Source organism: Azohydromonas lata, assembly GCF_034427735.1.
Lineage (GTDB): Bacteria > Pseudomonadota > Gammaproteobacteria > Burkholderiales > Burkholderiaceae_C > Azohydromonas > Azohydromonas lata.
This window is the reverse complement of record NZ_JAXOJX010000044.1, coordinates 55,370-68,331: the sequence shown is the minus strand read 5'-3', so window position 1 is coordinate 68,331 and position 12,962 is coordinate 55,370. Positions and strand designations below refer to the sequence as shown.

14 protein-coding genes and 1 tRNA gene are annotated in these 12,962 nt (G+C 69.2%); 8 read left to right on the top strand and 7 right to left on the bottom strand.

Features of this window, described 5'->3' with window-relative positions; genetic code table 11:
- Window positions 1–112 (top strand): ABC transporter ATP-binding protein C-terminal domain-containing protein (locus tag SM757_RS23180; protein ID WP_456062118.1); only part of this gene is annotated, 112 nt, incomplete at its 5' end.
- Between the two features lie 77 nt (window positions 113–189).
- On the opposite strand, the gene SM757_RS23175 is transcribed toward SM757_RS23180, so the two are convergent.
- Complete coding sequence (locus tag SM757_RS23175) at window positions 190–1,170, bottom strand: Bug family tripartite tricarboxylate transporter substrate binding protein (protein ID WP_322467201.1); 981 nt, start codon at window positions 1,168–1,170, stop codon at window positions 190–192.
- A gap of 24 nt (window positions 1,171–1,194) precedes the next feature.
- A complete protein-coding gene (locus SM757_RS23170; protein ID WP_322467200.1) occupies window positions 1,195–2,244 on the bottom strand; it encodes a CDP-6-deoxy-delta-3,4-glucoseen reductase in 1,050 nt (349 codons plus the stop codon).
- A gap of 167 nt (window positions 2,245–2,411) precedes the next feature.
- Between SM757_RS23170 and SM757_RS23165 the strand changes: the two genes are divergently transcribed.
- Window positions 2,412–3,305, top strand: coding sequence for an NAD-dependent epimerase/dehydratase family protein (locus SM757_RS23165; protein ID WP_322467199.1), 894 nt, complete (start codon window positions 2,412–2,414; stop codon window positions 3,303–3,305).
- 35 nt (window positions 3,306–3,340) lie between these two features.
- Here SM757_RS23165 and SM757_RS23160 read toward each other — a convergent pair whose 3' ends face one another.
- The 3 genes from SM757_RS23160 to SM757_RS23150 form a co-directional block, all read right to left on the bottom strand.
- Window positions 3,341–4,486, bottom strand: a complete 1,146-nt coding sequence (locus tag SM757_RS23160) for a S1C family serine protease (protein WP_238455946.1) — start codon at window positions 4,484–4,486, stop codon at window positions 3,341–3,343.
- A gap of 152 nt (window positions 4,487–4,638) precedes the next feature.
- Window positions 4,639–5,241 (bottom strand): rhomboid family intramembrane serine protease, encoded by a 603-nt coding sequence (locus SM757_RS23155; RefSeq protein ID WP_066342092.1) that lies wholly within the window; start codon window positions 5,239–5,241, stop codon window positions 4,639–4,641.
- A gap of 130 nt (window positions 5,242–5,371) precedes the next feature.
- Window positions 5,372–5,456 (bottom strand) — tRNA-Leu (locus tag SM757_RS23150).
- A gap of 110 nt (window positions 5,457–5,566) precedes the next feature.
- On the opposite strand from SM757_RS23150, the gene cysM reads away from it, so the two are divergent.
- Window positions 5,567–6,472 carry a cysteine synthase CysM gene (gene cysM / locus SM757_RS23145; RefSeq protein ID WP_066342101.1) on the top strand — a complete coding sequence of 302 codons (906 nt, stop codon included), beginning with the start codon at window positions 5,567–5,569 and terminating at the stop codon, window positions 6,470–6,472.
- A 24-nt stretch (window positions 6,473–6,496) separates the two neighbouring features.
- Window positions 6,497–6,727: a sulfurtransferase TusA family protein gene (locus tag SM757_RS23140; RefSeq protein WP_066342093.1), complete on the top strand. Its 231-nt coding sequence runs from the start codon at window positions 6,497–6,499 to the stop codon at window positions 6,725–6,727.
- A 70-nt stretch (window positions 6,728–6,797) separates the two neighbouring features.
- On the opposite strand, the gene galU is transcribed toward SM757_RS23140, so the two are convergent.
- Window positions 6,798–7,664: a UTP--glucose-1-phosphate uridylyltransferase GalU gene (galU, locus tag SM757_RS23135; RefSeq protein WP_322467205.1), complete on the bottom strand. Its 867-nt coding sequence runs from the start codon at window positions 7,662–7,664 to the stop codon at window positions 6,798–6,800.
- 162 nt (window positions 7,665–7,826) lie between these two features.
- Complete coding sequence (locus tag SM757_RS23130; RefSeq protein WP_322467198.1) at window positions 7,827–10,658, bottom strand: valine--tRNA ligase; 2,832 nt, start codon at window positions 10,656–10,658, stop codon at window positions 7,827–7,829.
- A 242-nt stretch (window positions 10,659–10,900) separates the two neighbouring features.
- Here SM757_RS23130 and SM757_RS23125 point away from each other — a divergent pair, with 242 nt between their 5' ends.
- The 4 genes from SM757_RS23125 to SM757_RS23110 are packed head-to-tail and all read left to right on the top strand — an operon-like array spanning window position 10,901 to window position 12,957.
- Complete coding sequence (locus SM757_RS23125; RefSeq protein ID WP_322467197.1) at window positions 10,901–11,638, top strand: beta-ketoacyl synthase chain length factor; 738 nt, start codon at window positions 10,901–10,903, stop codon at window positions 11,636–11,638.
- The gene (locus SM757_RS23120; protein ID WP_322467196.1) at window positions 11,631–12,407 is read left to right on the top strand and encodes a lysophospholipid acyltransferase family protein; all 777 of its coding nucleotides are present in this window, start codon (window positions 11,631–11,633) and stop codon (window positions 12,405–12,407) included. The genes SM757_RS23125 and SM757_RS23120 overlap by 8 nt, the downstream gene beginning before the upstream one ends.
- On the top strand, window positions 12,394–12,657 hold the full coding sequence (locus SM757_RS23115; protein WP_322467195.1) for a phosphopantetheine-binding protein: 264 nt from the start codon (window positions 12,394–12,396) through the stop codon (window positions 12,655–12,657). The genes SM757_RS23120 and SM757_RS23115 overlap by 14 nt, the downstream gene beginning before the upstream one ends.
- 42 nt (window positions 12,658–12,699) lie before the next feature.
- The gene (locus SM757_RS23110) at window positions 12,700–12,957 is read left to right on the top strand and encodes an acyl carrier protein (protein WP_322467194.1); all 258 of its coding nucleotides are present in this window, start codon (window positions 12,700–12,702) and stop codon (window positions 12,955–12,957) included.
- Window positions 12,958–12,962 lie beyond the last annotated feature (5 nt).

Here is a 12,962-nt window from a genome sequence, read left to right as displayed (position 1 = left end):
CGGCCTGGCCAACCGCGGCTACGTGATGGAGTCCGGCGAGATCACCATGACGGGCCCGGCCAAGCAGCTGCTGGCCGACCCCAAGGTGCGCGCGGCCTACCTGGGCGAATAAGCCGCTGCAAACGCAACTTCCTCAAGCAAAAGGGCCGCATTCAGCGGCCCTTTTTCGTTATGGGGTGCGGCAAGCGCTCAATCCACCTGCGCCCCCGACGCTTTCACCACCTTCTCGTACTTCTTCAGCTCGGCCTGCACGAAGCGGCTGAAGGCTTCCGGCGTGGTGGGCGAGGGCTCGACCATGAGCGTGGCCATGCGGCTGCGCAGCTCGGCCGAGCCCAGCGCGTCCACGAAAGCCTTGTTCAGTCGCTGCGTGACGTCAGCGGGCAGCCGTGCCGGGCCGAACAGTCCAAACCACGTGCCCACGTCGAACTGCCCCAGGCCCAGGCTGGAGCCGCTTTCGGCGATGGTGGGCAAATCCGCCATGGCGCTGCTGCGCCTGGCCGTGGTGACGGCCAGCGCGCGCAGCCGGCCGCTCTTGATGTTGGCCGCGGCCGAGGCGAGGTTGTCGAAGGTCACGTCCACCTGCCCCGACAGCAGCGCCAGTTGCGCTGCGTTGCCGCCGGCGTAGGGGATGTGGACCATGAACACGCCGGCCTGCGACTTGAACATCTCGCCGGCCAGGTGCCCGGCGCTGCCGTTGCCGCCGGAGCCGTAGTTGAGCTTGCCGGGGTGCGCCTTGGCGTAGGCCACGAGGTCGCGGACGTTGGCGATGTTCAGCCGCGCGGCGGCGTCGGTGTTCATCACCAGCACGTTGGGCACCTGCGCTACCAGCGTGATGGGCGTGAAGTCGCGCAGCGGGTCGTAGGGCAGTTGCCGGTACAGCCAGGGGTTGATGGCGTGCGTGGCCACCGCGCCCATGACGATGCTGTGCCCGTCCGGCGCGGCCTTGGCGATGAGGTCGGCGCCGATGTTGCCGCCCGCGCCGGGGCGGTTCTCCACGATCACGAGCCCCAGGCTGTCGCGCACCCGCTCGGCCAGGGCGCGGGCCACGGTGTCCAGCGGGCCGCCGGGCGGGTAGGGGACGACCAGCCGCGTGGGCCGCGCCGCCTGCTGGGCGTGCAGCGGCAGCGCGGCGGTGGCGGCCAATAGCGAAAGGGCGGCTCGGCGTCGCATGCAATCTCCTGGTGATCAGCCCAATCAGTCTTCTTCGTGCTTGTCGGCTTCGCTGGTGAAGGCGTCGGCGTAGAACTCGCCTTCCGGCAGGCCGCAGCGTGTGCTGAAGTCGCGCTGGGCGGACTCCACCATCACCGGCGCGCCGCAAGCGTAGACCTGGTGGCCGGAGAGGTCGGGCAGGTCGGCCATGACGGCTTGGTGGACGAAGCCGGTGCGGCCGTCCCACTGGTCTTCAGGCTGCGGTTCGCTGAGCACGGGCACGTAGGTGAGCCAAGGCAGCTCGGCCGCGGCTTGCCGCGCCCACTCGTGCATGTAGAGGTCGGCCTTGCGGCGGCAGCCCCAGTACAGCGTGGCCGGGCGGGCGATGCCCTTGGCGCGCATGAGCTCGATGATGGCCTTCACCGGCGCGAAGCCCGTGCCGCTGGCCAGCAGCACCATGGGCTTGTCGCTGTCCTCGCGCAGGAAAAAACTGCCGAAAGGACCTTCGATGCGCAGGATGTCGCGCGGCTTGAGCGTGGTGAACACCTGGTCGGTGAACAAGCCGCCGGGCATGTGGCGGATGTGCAACTCCATGGTCGGCGGCGCGGAGGCCTCGATGGGACCGGTGTGCGGCATGTTGGCCATGCTGTAGCTGCGCCGCACGCCGTCGCGCAGCAGGAACTCGACGTACTGGCCGGCGTGGTATTCGAAGGGCATGTTGGCCGGCAACTGCAGCTTCATGACGGCCACGTCGGCCGCGGGTTTGTCGATGCTGATGACGCGCACGGGCAGCTTGCGCAACGGGAACTCGCCGGCGCCCGGGACGCTGCGCGCTTCGATCACGCAGTCGCTTTGCGGCGTGGCGCAGCAGGTGAGCACCAGGCCGGCGGCTTCCTCGGCTTCCGACAGCGCCTTGTGCTGGTGGGTGCCGTGCACCACCGTGCCTTGCAGCAGCTTGCTCTTGCAGGAGCCGCAAGCGCCGTCCTTGCACCCGTAGGGCAGGCCGATGCCCTGGCGAATGGCGGCGGCGAGGATGGTCTCGTCGTTGACCTGGAAGCTCAGCCCGGCGGGCTGCACGTCGATCTTGAAGCTCATGGTGGTGGTCCGCACGGCCCGTACACTGGCGCGCCGCCGCGGCTGCGGGTGGGAATGAGGAAAGGGCGGGATTCTCGCCTGCCGCCAGTACCCGCCGCTCGGCGGCGCATTACGCCGTCTTTTTCCGCGCACCGTTTGCGCGTTGCCAGCCCTGTCCCCCGTTGCCCATGAGCCTGCCCACCGTGTTCCGCCGTCCCGTGTTGTTGATCGTGGGCTGCGGCGACGTGGGCCTGCGCGTGGCGCGGCTGCTGGCCGGCCGCTGGCGCGTGCTGGCGCTCAGCAGCTCGCCGCAGCGCTTCGACGAGCTGCGCGCCGCGGGCGCCCTGCCGCTGCACGGCAACCTGGACGACGCCGCCACGCTCTCCCGCCTGGCCGGGCTGGCCGACGCGGTGCTGCACCTGGCGCCTCCGCCCGGCGAAGGCGAGGGCGACCCGCGCACCGCGCGGCTGCTGCAGGCCTTGTCGCGCCGCGCCGGGCGGCTGCGCCGCCTGGTGTACGGCAGCACCACCGGCGTGTACGGCGACTGCGGCGGCGCGAGCTTCGACGAGACGCGTCCCGTGCGCCCGGCCACCGCCCGCGCGCGCCGCCGCGTGCACGCCGAGGCACTGGTGCGCGCCTGGGGCCGGCGCAGCGGCGTGGCGGTCACCATCCTGCGCATTCCCGGCATCTACGCGCTGGACCGCGCGGGCGGCACGCCGCTGGAGCGGCTGCGCCGCGGCAGCCCGGTGCTGCGCGCCGAGGACGACGTCTATACCAACCACATCCATGCCGACGACCTGGCCCGCGCCTGCGCCGCGGCGCTGCACCGCGGCCTGCCGCAGCGCGTGGTGCACGCCAGCGACGACACCGCGCTGCGCATGGGCGACTACTTCGACTTCGCCGCGGACCTCTTCGGCCTGCCGCGGCCGCTGCGCATCTCGCGCGAGCAGGCGCGGCAGCAGCTCTCGCCGCTGCAGCTGAGCTTCATGGGCGAGTCGCGCCGGCTGGCCAACCGGCGCCTGAAAAGCGAGCTGCGCCTGGCGCTGCGCTACCCGACGGTGAACGAGGGGCTGCGGGGCTGAAGGCGCGGCGGGCGCGCCTTCGCTTCAACGGCGCCTCAAATCCCTTCGGCCTTGCTCAGCGTGGTCATGCGGTCCACGCTGTGGACCTGCATCGAGCGGGTCTCGCCGTCGCGCTGGATGTCCAGCGTCACGGTGCGCTCCGGCTGGCCGCCGTTCCACAGCTGCTTCCACAGCTGCTCCAGCGACTGCACGGCGGTGCCGTCTATGCGTTCTATGCGGTCGCCGGGCTGCAGACCGGCGTCGGCGGCGGGGCTGTCGTCGCTCACGCGCAGCACGCGCACTTCGCCGTCGCGCTCCATGCAGTTCACGCCCAGCCAAGCGCGGCGGCTGGCGGCCGTGGTGCCGTTGCGGCGCAGCTCGGCCAGGATGGGCTTGAGCAGCTCCACCGGGACGAACATGTTGCCCGGCAACCGTCCGCCGTCGGCGCTGCCGCCCAAGGTGTCGGACACCAGCAGCGAGCCCACGCCCAACAGCTCGCCTTCGGCATTGAAGAGCGCCGCGCCGCTGTGGTCGGTGCGCGCCGGGACGGTGAACACGGCCTGGTCGAGCTGGTATTCCCAATAGCCTGCGAAGGGGCGGCGCGCCACCACCTGCGCCAGGCTCACGGAGCCGTTGTCGCCGCCGCTGACGATCATGGCCGCCTCGCCATGGTGCAGCGCCGTGCTGTCGCCCAACGGGACCGGCGTGAGCGGCAGCGGCGTGAGCGCCTGCACCAGGCCGAAGCCGGTGGCCACGTCGTAGGCCACCACTCGGGCGGGCAGGCGGCGCTGGTCGTCCAGGACGAGCTGTATCTGGTCAGCCTCGACGATGAGGTAGCCGATGGTGAGCACCAGCCCGTCGCGGTCTATGACGATGCCCGACCCCTGGCGCTCGCGGCCGACGGACGCATTGGAGCGGGCGTCCGGCAGGGCCAGCACCTGCACGCCCAGCACCGCGTCGCTGGCTCGGCGCAGGGCCTGCATGCGCGCCTGCTCGGACAGGCCGCCTTGCGGCTCGGTGGGGGCGGCTGCCGCGGGTGGCGGCTCGGCGTCCGGGGTGGCGGGCGCTTCCTGGGCCTGCGCCACGGTCCAGAACCAGGCGCTGGCCAGCGCCATGGTGAAGGTCAACCACAAGCGAAGCCGCGGCGCGGACAGCACATGGCGCAGGCGGCTGCGCGGCCGGGCGGACAGGGCAGAAGACATGACGCGCTCCCGGAGAAGGGACTGGCATCACCCAGGCAATGAGTGTGCCAAGCGCGGTCATGATGGCAGCGCGGCGCGGTTGGAGGCACTCGCAGGGTTTGTCCGGCACAAACCCGGGTCAGGCGCCGGGCCGGCCGGCGCGTGAGGCGGCGTCAGCGGCGGCGGCCGAAGGGCGCCTGGCCGCGCCAGTAGCGGATCATGAGGAAGCCGCCCAACATGCCGCCCAAGTGGGCGAAGTGGGCGATGCCGCTGCCGCTGCCGCCGGACATGCCCATGAGCAGCTCCAGCCCGCCGAAGATGGCCACGAACACCTTGGCCTTCATGGGGATGGGCGGGAACAACGGGATGATGGTGCGGTTGGGAAACATCATCCCGAAGGCCAGCAGCAGGCCGAACAGCGCGCCGGAGGCGCCCACCGTCGGATAGATGGAGCCCATGAGCTGCGTGAACAGCAACTGCGCCACGGCCGCGGACAGCACGCTGGCCAGCAGGAAGTGCAGGTAGCGGCGGCTGCCCCACAGGCGCTCGATCTCGCTGCCGAACATCCACAGGCCCAGCATGTTGAAGAACAGGTGCATGACGCTGCCGTGCAGGAAGGCGTAGGTCACCACCTGCCAGGGCCAGAAGCGGCCGCTGCCCAGCGGCCATAGGGCCAGCAGCACCTCCAGCGAACCAAAGGGCAGCAGCAGCCCTATGCAGAACATCCCCACGCAGGCCAGCATGAACGCTTTGGTGATGGGAGGCATGGGGGGCATGGCGGTGCGGCAGCGCGAGGCGCCGTGGCGTCAAGTGCGGGGAGGAGGGCTGGCCAGCGGCCAGGGCCGCGGGTGCCCTTGGCTCGCCGGCAGTCCGGCGAAAGCGGCGCGTTGCTTGCGCAACCATGCGTGGTGCCCGGGGCCGGACTCGAACCGGCACGCCTTGCGGCGGGGGATTTTGAATCCCCTGCGTCTACCGATTTCGCCACCCGGGCTTGGGTGCGAAGCAGCGCTCGCGATATGGACGGGATTATGTCATGCCAAAAGGCATGCTCCGGGGTCGGCTGCGACAATGACGCACAAACGATTCAACTGGCCCGTGCCCATGCCCACGTACAAGACCCTCGAAGAGTTCATCGGCCAGACGCCGCTGGTGCGGCTGCAGCGCCTGGAAGGCGGCCTGCTGGCCGAGCGCAACAACGTGCTGCTCGGCAAGCTCGAAGGCAACAACCCGGCCGGCTCGGTCAAGGACCGCCCGGCCATCAGCATGATCCGCCGTGCCGAGGAGCGCGGCCAGATCAAGCCCGGCGACACGCTCATCGAGGCCACGTCGGGCAACACCGGCATCGCGCTGGCCATGGCCGCGGCCATCCGCGGCTACCGCATGGTGCTGATCATGCCGGAGGACCTCTCCATCGAGCGCGCGCAGACCATGAAGGCCTTCGGCGCCGAGCTCATCCTCACGCCGCGCTCCGGCGGCATGGAGTACGCCCGCGACCTGGCCGAGCAGATGCAGCGCGACGGCAAGGGCCTGGTGCTCGACCAGTTCGCCAACGGCGACAACCCGCGCATCCACTACGAGACCACCGGCCCGGAGATCTGGAACGACACCGAGGGGCGCATCACCCACTTCGTGAGCGCCATGGGCACCACCGGCACCATCACCGGCGTGAGCCGCTTCCTCAAGGAAAAGAACCCGGCCGTGCGCATCGTCGGCGCCCAGCCCTCGGAAGGCTCGCGCATCCCCGGCATACGCAAGTGGCCGGAAGCCTACTTGCCCAAGATTTACGACCCCAGCGCCGTGGACGAGCTGGTCTACGTGAGCCAGGCCGACGCCGAGGACATGGCGCGGCGCCTGGCGCGCGAGGAGGGCCTGTTCGCCGGCATCTCCGCCGCTGGCGCCTGCTGGGCCGCGCTGCAGATCGCGCGCACCGTGCAAGACGCCACCATCGTCTTCATCGTTTGCGACCGCGGCGACCGCTACCTCTCCACCGGCGTCTTCCCCGCCTGACCCGCGCCGCAGGAGCCCAAACCCATGCTTGAAATCCACAAGGAAATCGACACCCGCGGCCTCAACTGCCCGCTGCCCATACTCAAGGCCAAGAAGGCCCTGGCCGAGATCGAAAGCGGCCAGGTGCTCAAGGTCGTGGCCACCGACCCCGGCTCGGTGCGCGACTTCCAGGCCTTTGCCCGCCAGACCGGCCACGAGCTGGTCGAGCAGACCAGCAGCGGCGACGAGTTCGTTCACTGCCTGAAGAAGCGATGAAAAAACCCGCGCCTGGCGCGGGTTTTTTGCCGGTGGCCGCGCCGTGTGGGCGCGGCCGTGCGGTTGCTGCTTACAGCGCGAGCTGCTTGAGGTAGCCGCGGAACCAGGTGCCGACTTCCGGGTGATCCATGGCCAGCTCCACGTTGGCCTTCAGGAAGCCCTCCTTGCTGCCGCAGTCGTAGCGCTTGCCGATGTAGTTGTAGGCGAACACCTTCTCGCGGCGCAGCAGCCCGGCGATGCCGTCGGTGAGCTGGATCTCGCCGCCCACGCCGCGGTTCTGGTTGCGGATCTCGTGGAACACGCCCGGCGTGAGGATGTAGCGGCCGGCCACGCCCAGGCGCGACGGCGCTTCTTCGGGCGACGGCTTCTCGACGATGCGGTTGACTTCCGTCAAGCGGTCATTCACCGCCGTGCCCGCCACGATGCCATAGCGCTTCACGTAGGCCAGCGGCACCTCCTGCACGGCCAGGATGGACGTGCGCCACTCGGAGAACTGCTCCACCATCTGCGCCAGCACCGGCGGCTCGCCCACCATCAGGTCGTCGGCCAGCAGCACGGCGAAAGGCTCGTTGCCCACCAGGCGCTCGGCGCACAGCACCGCGTGGCCCAGGCCCAGGGACTGCGCCTGACGCACGTAGATGCACTCCATGTCCGCCGGCTTGACGCTGCGCACCACGTCCAGCAGCTCGTTCTTGTGCGCCTGCTCCAGCATCGCCTCCAGCTCGAAGCTCATGTCGAAGTGGTCCTCGATGGGCCGCTTGTGGCGCCCGGTGACGAAGATCATTTCGCGCACGCCGGCGGCATAGGCCTCTTCCACCGCGTACTGGATCAGCGGCTTGTCCACCACCGGCATCATTTCCTTGGGCTGGGCCTTGGTGGCCGGCAGGAAGCGCGTGCCAAGGCCGGCGACGGGGAAAACGGCCTTCTTGATGCTCATCATGTGAATCGATGCTCCAAGACGTGGAATTGAGAATGTCCCATTCTGGCATGGGCATTTGTCACGTCCGGCCCGGCTTTGGCGGCTTGACGGCAACGCCCGGGCAGTGTCCTGCTTGACTCCGGGGCCGGTTCAGGGGCCGGCCCCGGTGGCATCCACCGCTCAGGCCGCGGGCAACCGGGCGAGCTGCTGCTGCAGCCGCTCCAGGTTTTGGCCGAAGTCAGCCATGCGCTGTCGCTCCTGCGCCACAACGGCGGCCGGCGCGCGGGCCACGAAGCTCTCGTTGCCCAGCTTGGCTTGCGCCTTGGCGATCTCGCCTTCCAGCCGCGCCACTTCCTTGGACAGGCGCACGCGCTCGGCGGCCACGTCGATCTCCACGTGCAGCGCCAGTCGGATGTCGCCCTGCACCGCCACCGGCGCCATGGCCGTGGCCTGCGCGAAGGCGGCCTCGTCGGCGAACACCTTCACCTCCGACACCTTGGCCAGCGCCTTGAGCAGCGGCGCCGCGGCGCTGGCGAAGGCCTCGTCGCCAAAGGTGTAGAGCGGCACGCGCTCGGCGGGCGAGAGGTTCATCTCGGCGCGCAGGTTGCGGCAACTGCCCACCAGCGCTTTGAGCTTGGCCACCCAGGCATCGGCCTGCGCGTCCACGCGCTCCAGTTGCGCGCGCGGATAGGCCGCCGTGACGAGGCCCTGTTCGCTGCCGGCCACCTTGCGCCCGGCCACCGGCGCCACGCGCTCCCACAGCTCGGCCGTGATGAAGGGCGTGATGGGGTGCAGCAGCCGCAGCACCGTCTCCAGCACGCGGATGAGCGTGCGCCGCGTGGCGCGCTGCTGCTCGGCGCCGCCGGTCTGGATCTGCACCTTGGCGATTTCGAGGTACCAGTCGCAGTACTCGTCCCAGACGAAGGAGTAGATGGCGTTGGCCACGTTGTCCAGCCGGTACTCGGTGAAGCCCTGCTCGACGGCGGCTTCCACGCGCTGCAGCTCGCTGGTGATCCAGCGGTCGGCGGCCGAGAAGTCCAGGTAGCCGCCGGGCACGCAGGCCTCGGCGCCATGCTCGGCCAGCCCGCAGTCCTGGCCCTCGCAGTTCATGAGGACGAAGCGCGTGGCGTTCCAAAGCTTGTTGCAGAAGTTGCGGTAGCCCTCGCAGCGCTTGGAGTCGAAGTTGATGTTGCGGCCCAGGCTCGCCAGCGCCGCGAAGGTGAAGCGCAGCGCGTCGGCGCCGTAGCCCGGAATGCCGTCCGGGAACTCCTTTTGCGTGTCCTTCCTCACCCGCGGCGCGGTCTCGGGCTTGCGCAGGCCCGTGCTGCGCTTGGCCAGCAGCGGCTCCAGCGCGATGCCGTCGATGAGGTCCACCGGGTCCAGCACGTTGCCCTCGGACTTGCTCATCTTCTTGCCCTGCGCGTCGCGCACCAGGCCGTGGATGTAGACGTGGCGGAAGGGCACCTGGCCGGTGAAGTGCACCGTCATCATGATCATCCGGGCCACCCAGAAGAAGATGATGTCGAAGCCCGTGACCAGCACGGAGGAGGGCAGGAACAGGTCCAGCTCCTGCGTCTTCTCGGGCCAGCCCAGGCTGGAGAAAGGCACCAGCGCCGAGGAGTACCAGGTGTCGAGCACGTCCTCGTCGCGCTGGAGCTCGCCGCTGTAGCCGGCGGCCTGCGCCTTGGCGCGGGCTTCCTCCTCGCTGCGCGCCACGAAGATCTCGCCGCCGCTGCCGTACCAGGCCGGAATCTGGTGGCCCCACCAGAGCTGGCGGCTGATGCACCAGTCCTGGATGTTCTTCATCCACTGGTGGTAGGTGTTGATCCACTGCTCCGGCACGAACTTCACCGAGCCGTTGTCCACGACCTCGATGGCCTTCTCGGCAATGGACTTGCCGTCCGCGCCCGGCTTGCTCATGGCCACGAACCACTGGTCGGTGAGCATGGGCTCGACGATCTGCCCGGTGCGCGCGCAACGCGGCACCATCAGCTTGTGCTTCTTGACCTCGACGAGCAGGCCCTGCGCCTCCAGGTCGGCCACGATGCGCTTGCGCGCCTCGAAGCGGTCCAGGCCGCGGTAGGCCTCGGGGGCCTGGTCGTTGATGGCGGCATCCAGCGTGAGGATGCTGATCATGGGCAGCCCGTGGCGCTGGCCCACCGCATAGTCGTTGTAGTCGTGCGCGGGCGTGACCTTCACGACGCCCGTGCCGAACTCGCGGTCCACGTACTCGTCGGCGATCACGGGGATGGTGCGGCCGGTCAGCGGCAGCGTCACCTGGCGGCCGATCAGGCCGGCGTAGCGCTCATCCTCCGGGTGCACCATCACCGCCACGTCGCCCAGCATGGTCTCGGGGCGGGTGGTGGCCACGACCAGCTCGCCCGTGCCGTCGGCCAGCGGGTAGCGGATGTGCCACAGCGAGCCGTCTTCCTCCTCGCTCTCGACCTCCAGGTCGGAGACGGCGGACTTGAGCACCGGGTCCCAGTTCACCAGGCGCTTGCCGCGGTAGATCAGGCCCTCGTCGAAGAGGCGGACGAAGGTTTCCGTGACCACCTTGGAGAGCTTGTCGTCCATGGTGAAGTACTCGTGCGGCCAGCTCACGCTGTCGCCCATGCGGCGCATCTGCTGTGTGATGGTAGAGCCGCTCTTTTCCTTCCACTCCCAGACTTTGGCCACGAAGTTCTTGCGGCCCAGCTCATGGCGGTTGAGGCCCTGCTCCTGGAGCTGGCGCTCCACCACGATCTGCGTGGCGATGCCGGCGTGGTCCGTGCCCGGCACCCACAGCGTGTTGAAGCCGCGCATGCGGTGGTAGCGCGTGAGCGAGTCCATGATCGTCTGGTTGAACGCATGGCCCATGTGCAGCGTGCCCGTGACGTTGGGCGGGGGCAGCTGGATGGAGAAGGAGGGCTTGGCCGGGTCCAGCGTCGGCTCGTAAGCGCCGCTCTTTTCCCACAGCGGGCCCCAGTGGGCCTCGATGGCAGCGGGCTCGAAGGATTTGGCGAGTTCGGTCATGGCGTAGCGGGAAAAGGCCGGCGCAGGGCGCGTACCGGCATCAACTGACTGATATTTCTCGGAAGGCGGGCGATTGTAGGTTGCTGCCCTTGTCTGCCCCGGCTGCCCACGTAAAGCACTACGTACAATTCGGCACTTCCTTGCTGCTGTGTGAACCCTTTGCGCAGCGGTGCCTGTTGCGGGCCATTTTTCTTCCGTATCCCTTGCGCACGGCGTGTTGCCCTTGGGTCGAATTGCACGACGTGAGCCTCGAATTCGTTATCCGTCATTGGGCTGCCTGCGCGCCTGGCCTGCTCGGCGACGTGCAGTGGCGGGCCTGGGCAGCACAGCCCTGGCTGCCTGCGGGCGAATGTCGCCCGGGGCTTTCGGAAATGCCGGCCCTGTTGCGGCGGCGGCTCGATCCACTTGGGCGTATGGCGGCACAGGTTGCCTACTGGTGCCAGCAGGAGCACGCGGACCTTCCGATGGTGTTCGCCTCGCGCTATGGCGACGCGGCGCGCTCCGTGGAGATGCTGGCGGAACTGGCGCGTGAGCAGGCGCTGTCGCCCACCGTTTTCGGCCTGTCGGTGCACAACGCCATTGCCGCCATGGTTTCTATCGCCCGTGGCGAGCGCGGCAATGTCCTGGCTGTGGCGGCTGGCGCGGCCAGCGCAGCCGCGGCGCTGGTGGAAGCCGGCGCGCTGTTGGCCGACGGCGCGCCTGAGGTGCTGGTGGTCTGCTACGACGCTCCGCTGCCCGGCGCCTACGCGGAGTTCGCCGATGAGCCGGGCAGCCCCTACGCCTGGGCCTGGCGCGTGGCCCGTCCCGCCTTGGGCGAGCCGCATCTGAGCCTGGACTGGGACGCCGCAGAGCCCGGCGAACCCTGTGCCTCGGCGCCATTGCCGTTTGGGCTGGACGTGCTGCGCTTTGCGCTGTCGATGCAGCCCGTGTGGTCGCGCTCCGCACGAGGGCAGTGCTGGACGTGGCGCCGCCATGGCTGAACGGCTGGACCGCGCTTGGCGCTGCTGCGCCACGGCCCTGTGCTTTGCCAGCTTCGGCGTGGGCGGGCTGCTGTTGCGGCTGGTGGTGTTTCCGCTCTTGCAGCTGCTGGTGCGCCAGCAGCGCGCACGCGCATGGCTGGCGCGCCGCGTGATCCGTCACTCCTTTCGCCTTTTCGTCGCTTTCATGCGGCTGCTGGGCGTGCTCAGCTATGAAGCGCACGGGCTGCACCGGCTGCGCCGCCACGGGCTGCTCATCCTGGCCAACCACCCTTCGCTCATCGACACGGTGTTTCTCATGGCCCTCGTGGACCGGGCCGACTGCATCGTAAAAGCGTCGTTGGCCGTCAACTCGTTCACACGTGGCCCGGTGCGTGCCGCGGGCTACGTGTGCAACGATTCAGGGGTCGGTCTGATCGACGATTGCCTGGCTTCGCTGAGCGAAGGCGGCAACCTCATCATCTTTCCCGAAGGCACGCGCACGCCGCGCGACGGCAGCCTGCGGCTGCAGCGCGGGGCCGCGAACGTGGCGGTGCGCGCCCGCGTGAACGTCACGCCGGTGCGCATCCGCGTGAGCCTGCCCACGCTGGGCAAGGGCGAGCCCTGGTGGCGCGTGCCGCGGCAACGGCCGCATTTCGTGTTCCAGGTCGATGACGACATTCCCGTGTGCGATTTCATCGATGGCGCCACCAGCGAGGCCCTGGCCGCGCGACGCCTCACCGATCACCTCACCACTTACTTTGCTTCGGAGACTCCCCGTGCAGCGGCTTGAGCAGGAAATCAAGGAACTCATCATTTCGTCGCTGTCGCTGGAAGACCTGCGGCCCGCGGACATCGACGCCCAGGCGCCGCTGTTCGTCGAGGGGCTGGGACTGGACTCCATCGACGCGCTGGAACTGGGCTTGGCGCTGCAAAAGCGCTATGGCGTGACCCTGTCGGCCGACTCCCAGGAAACGCGCCGCCATTTCGCCAGCGTGCAGGCGCTGGCCGCCTTCGTTGCCGCAGCGCGCGCTCCGGCCTGATCGAGCCCGTCCCCCACGCCCTGATTTCCCTGGATTCCCATCATGACCAAGGACCACATCCTCGCGCGCATCGTCGAGATCCTGCAGCAGACCTTCGAGATCGAGGCCGAGCGCATCACGCCGCAGGCGCGTCTGTACGAGGACCTGGACATCGACAGCATTGATGCCGTGGATCTCATCGTCCAGCTCAAGCCGCTGGTGAACCGGCGCATCACGCCCGAGGCCTTCAAGTCGGTGCGCACCGTGCAGGACGTCGTGGACGCGCTGCACGCCCTGGTGCACGACGGCGCCCCGGCCTGAGGCCC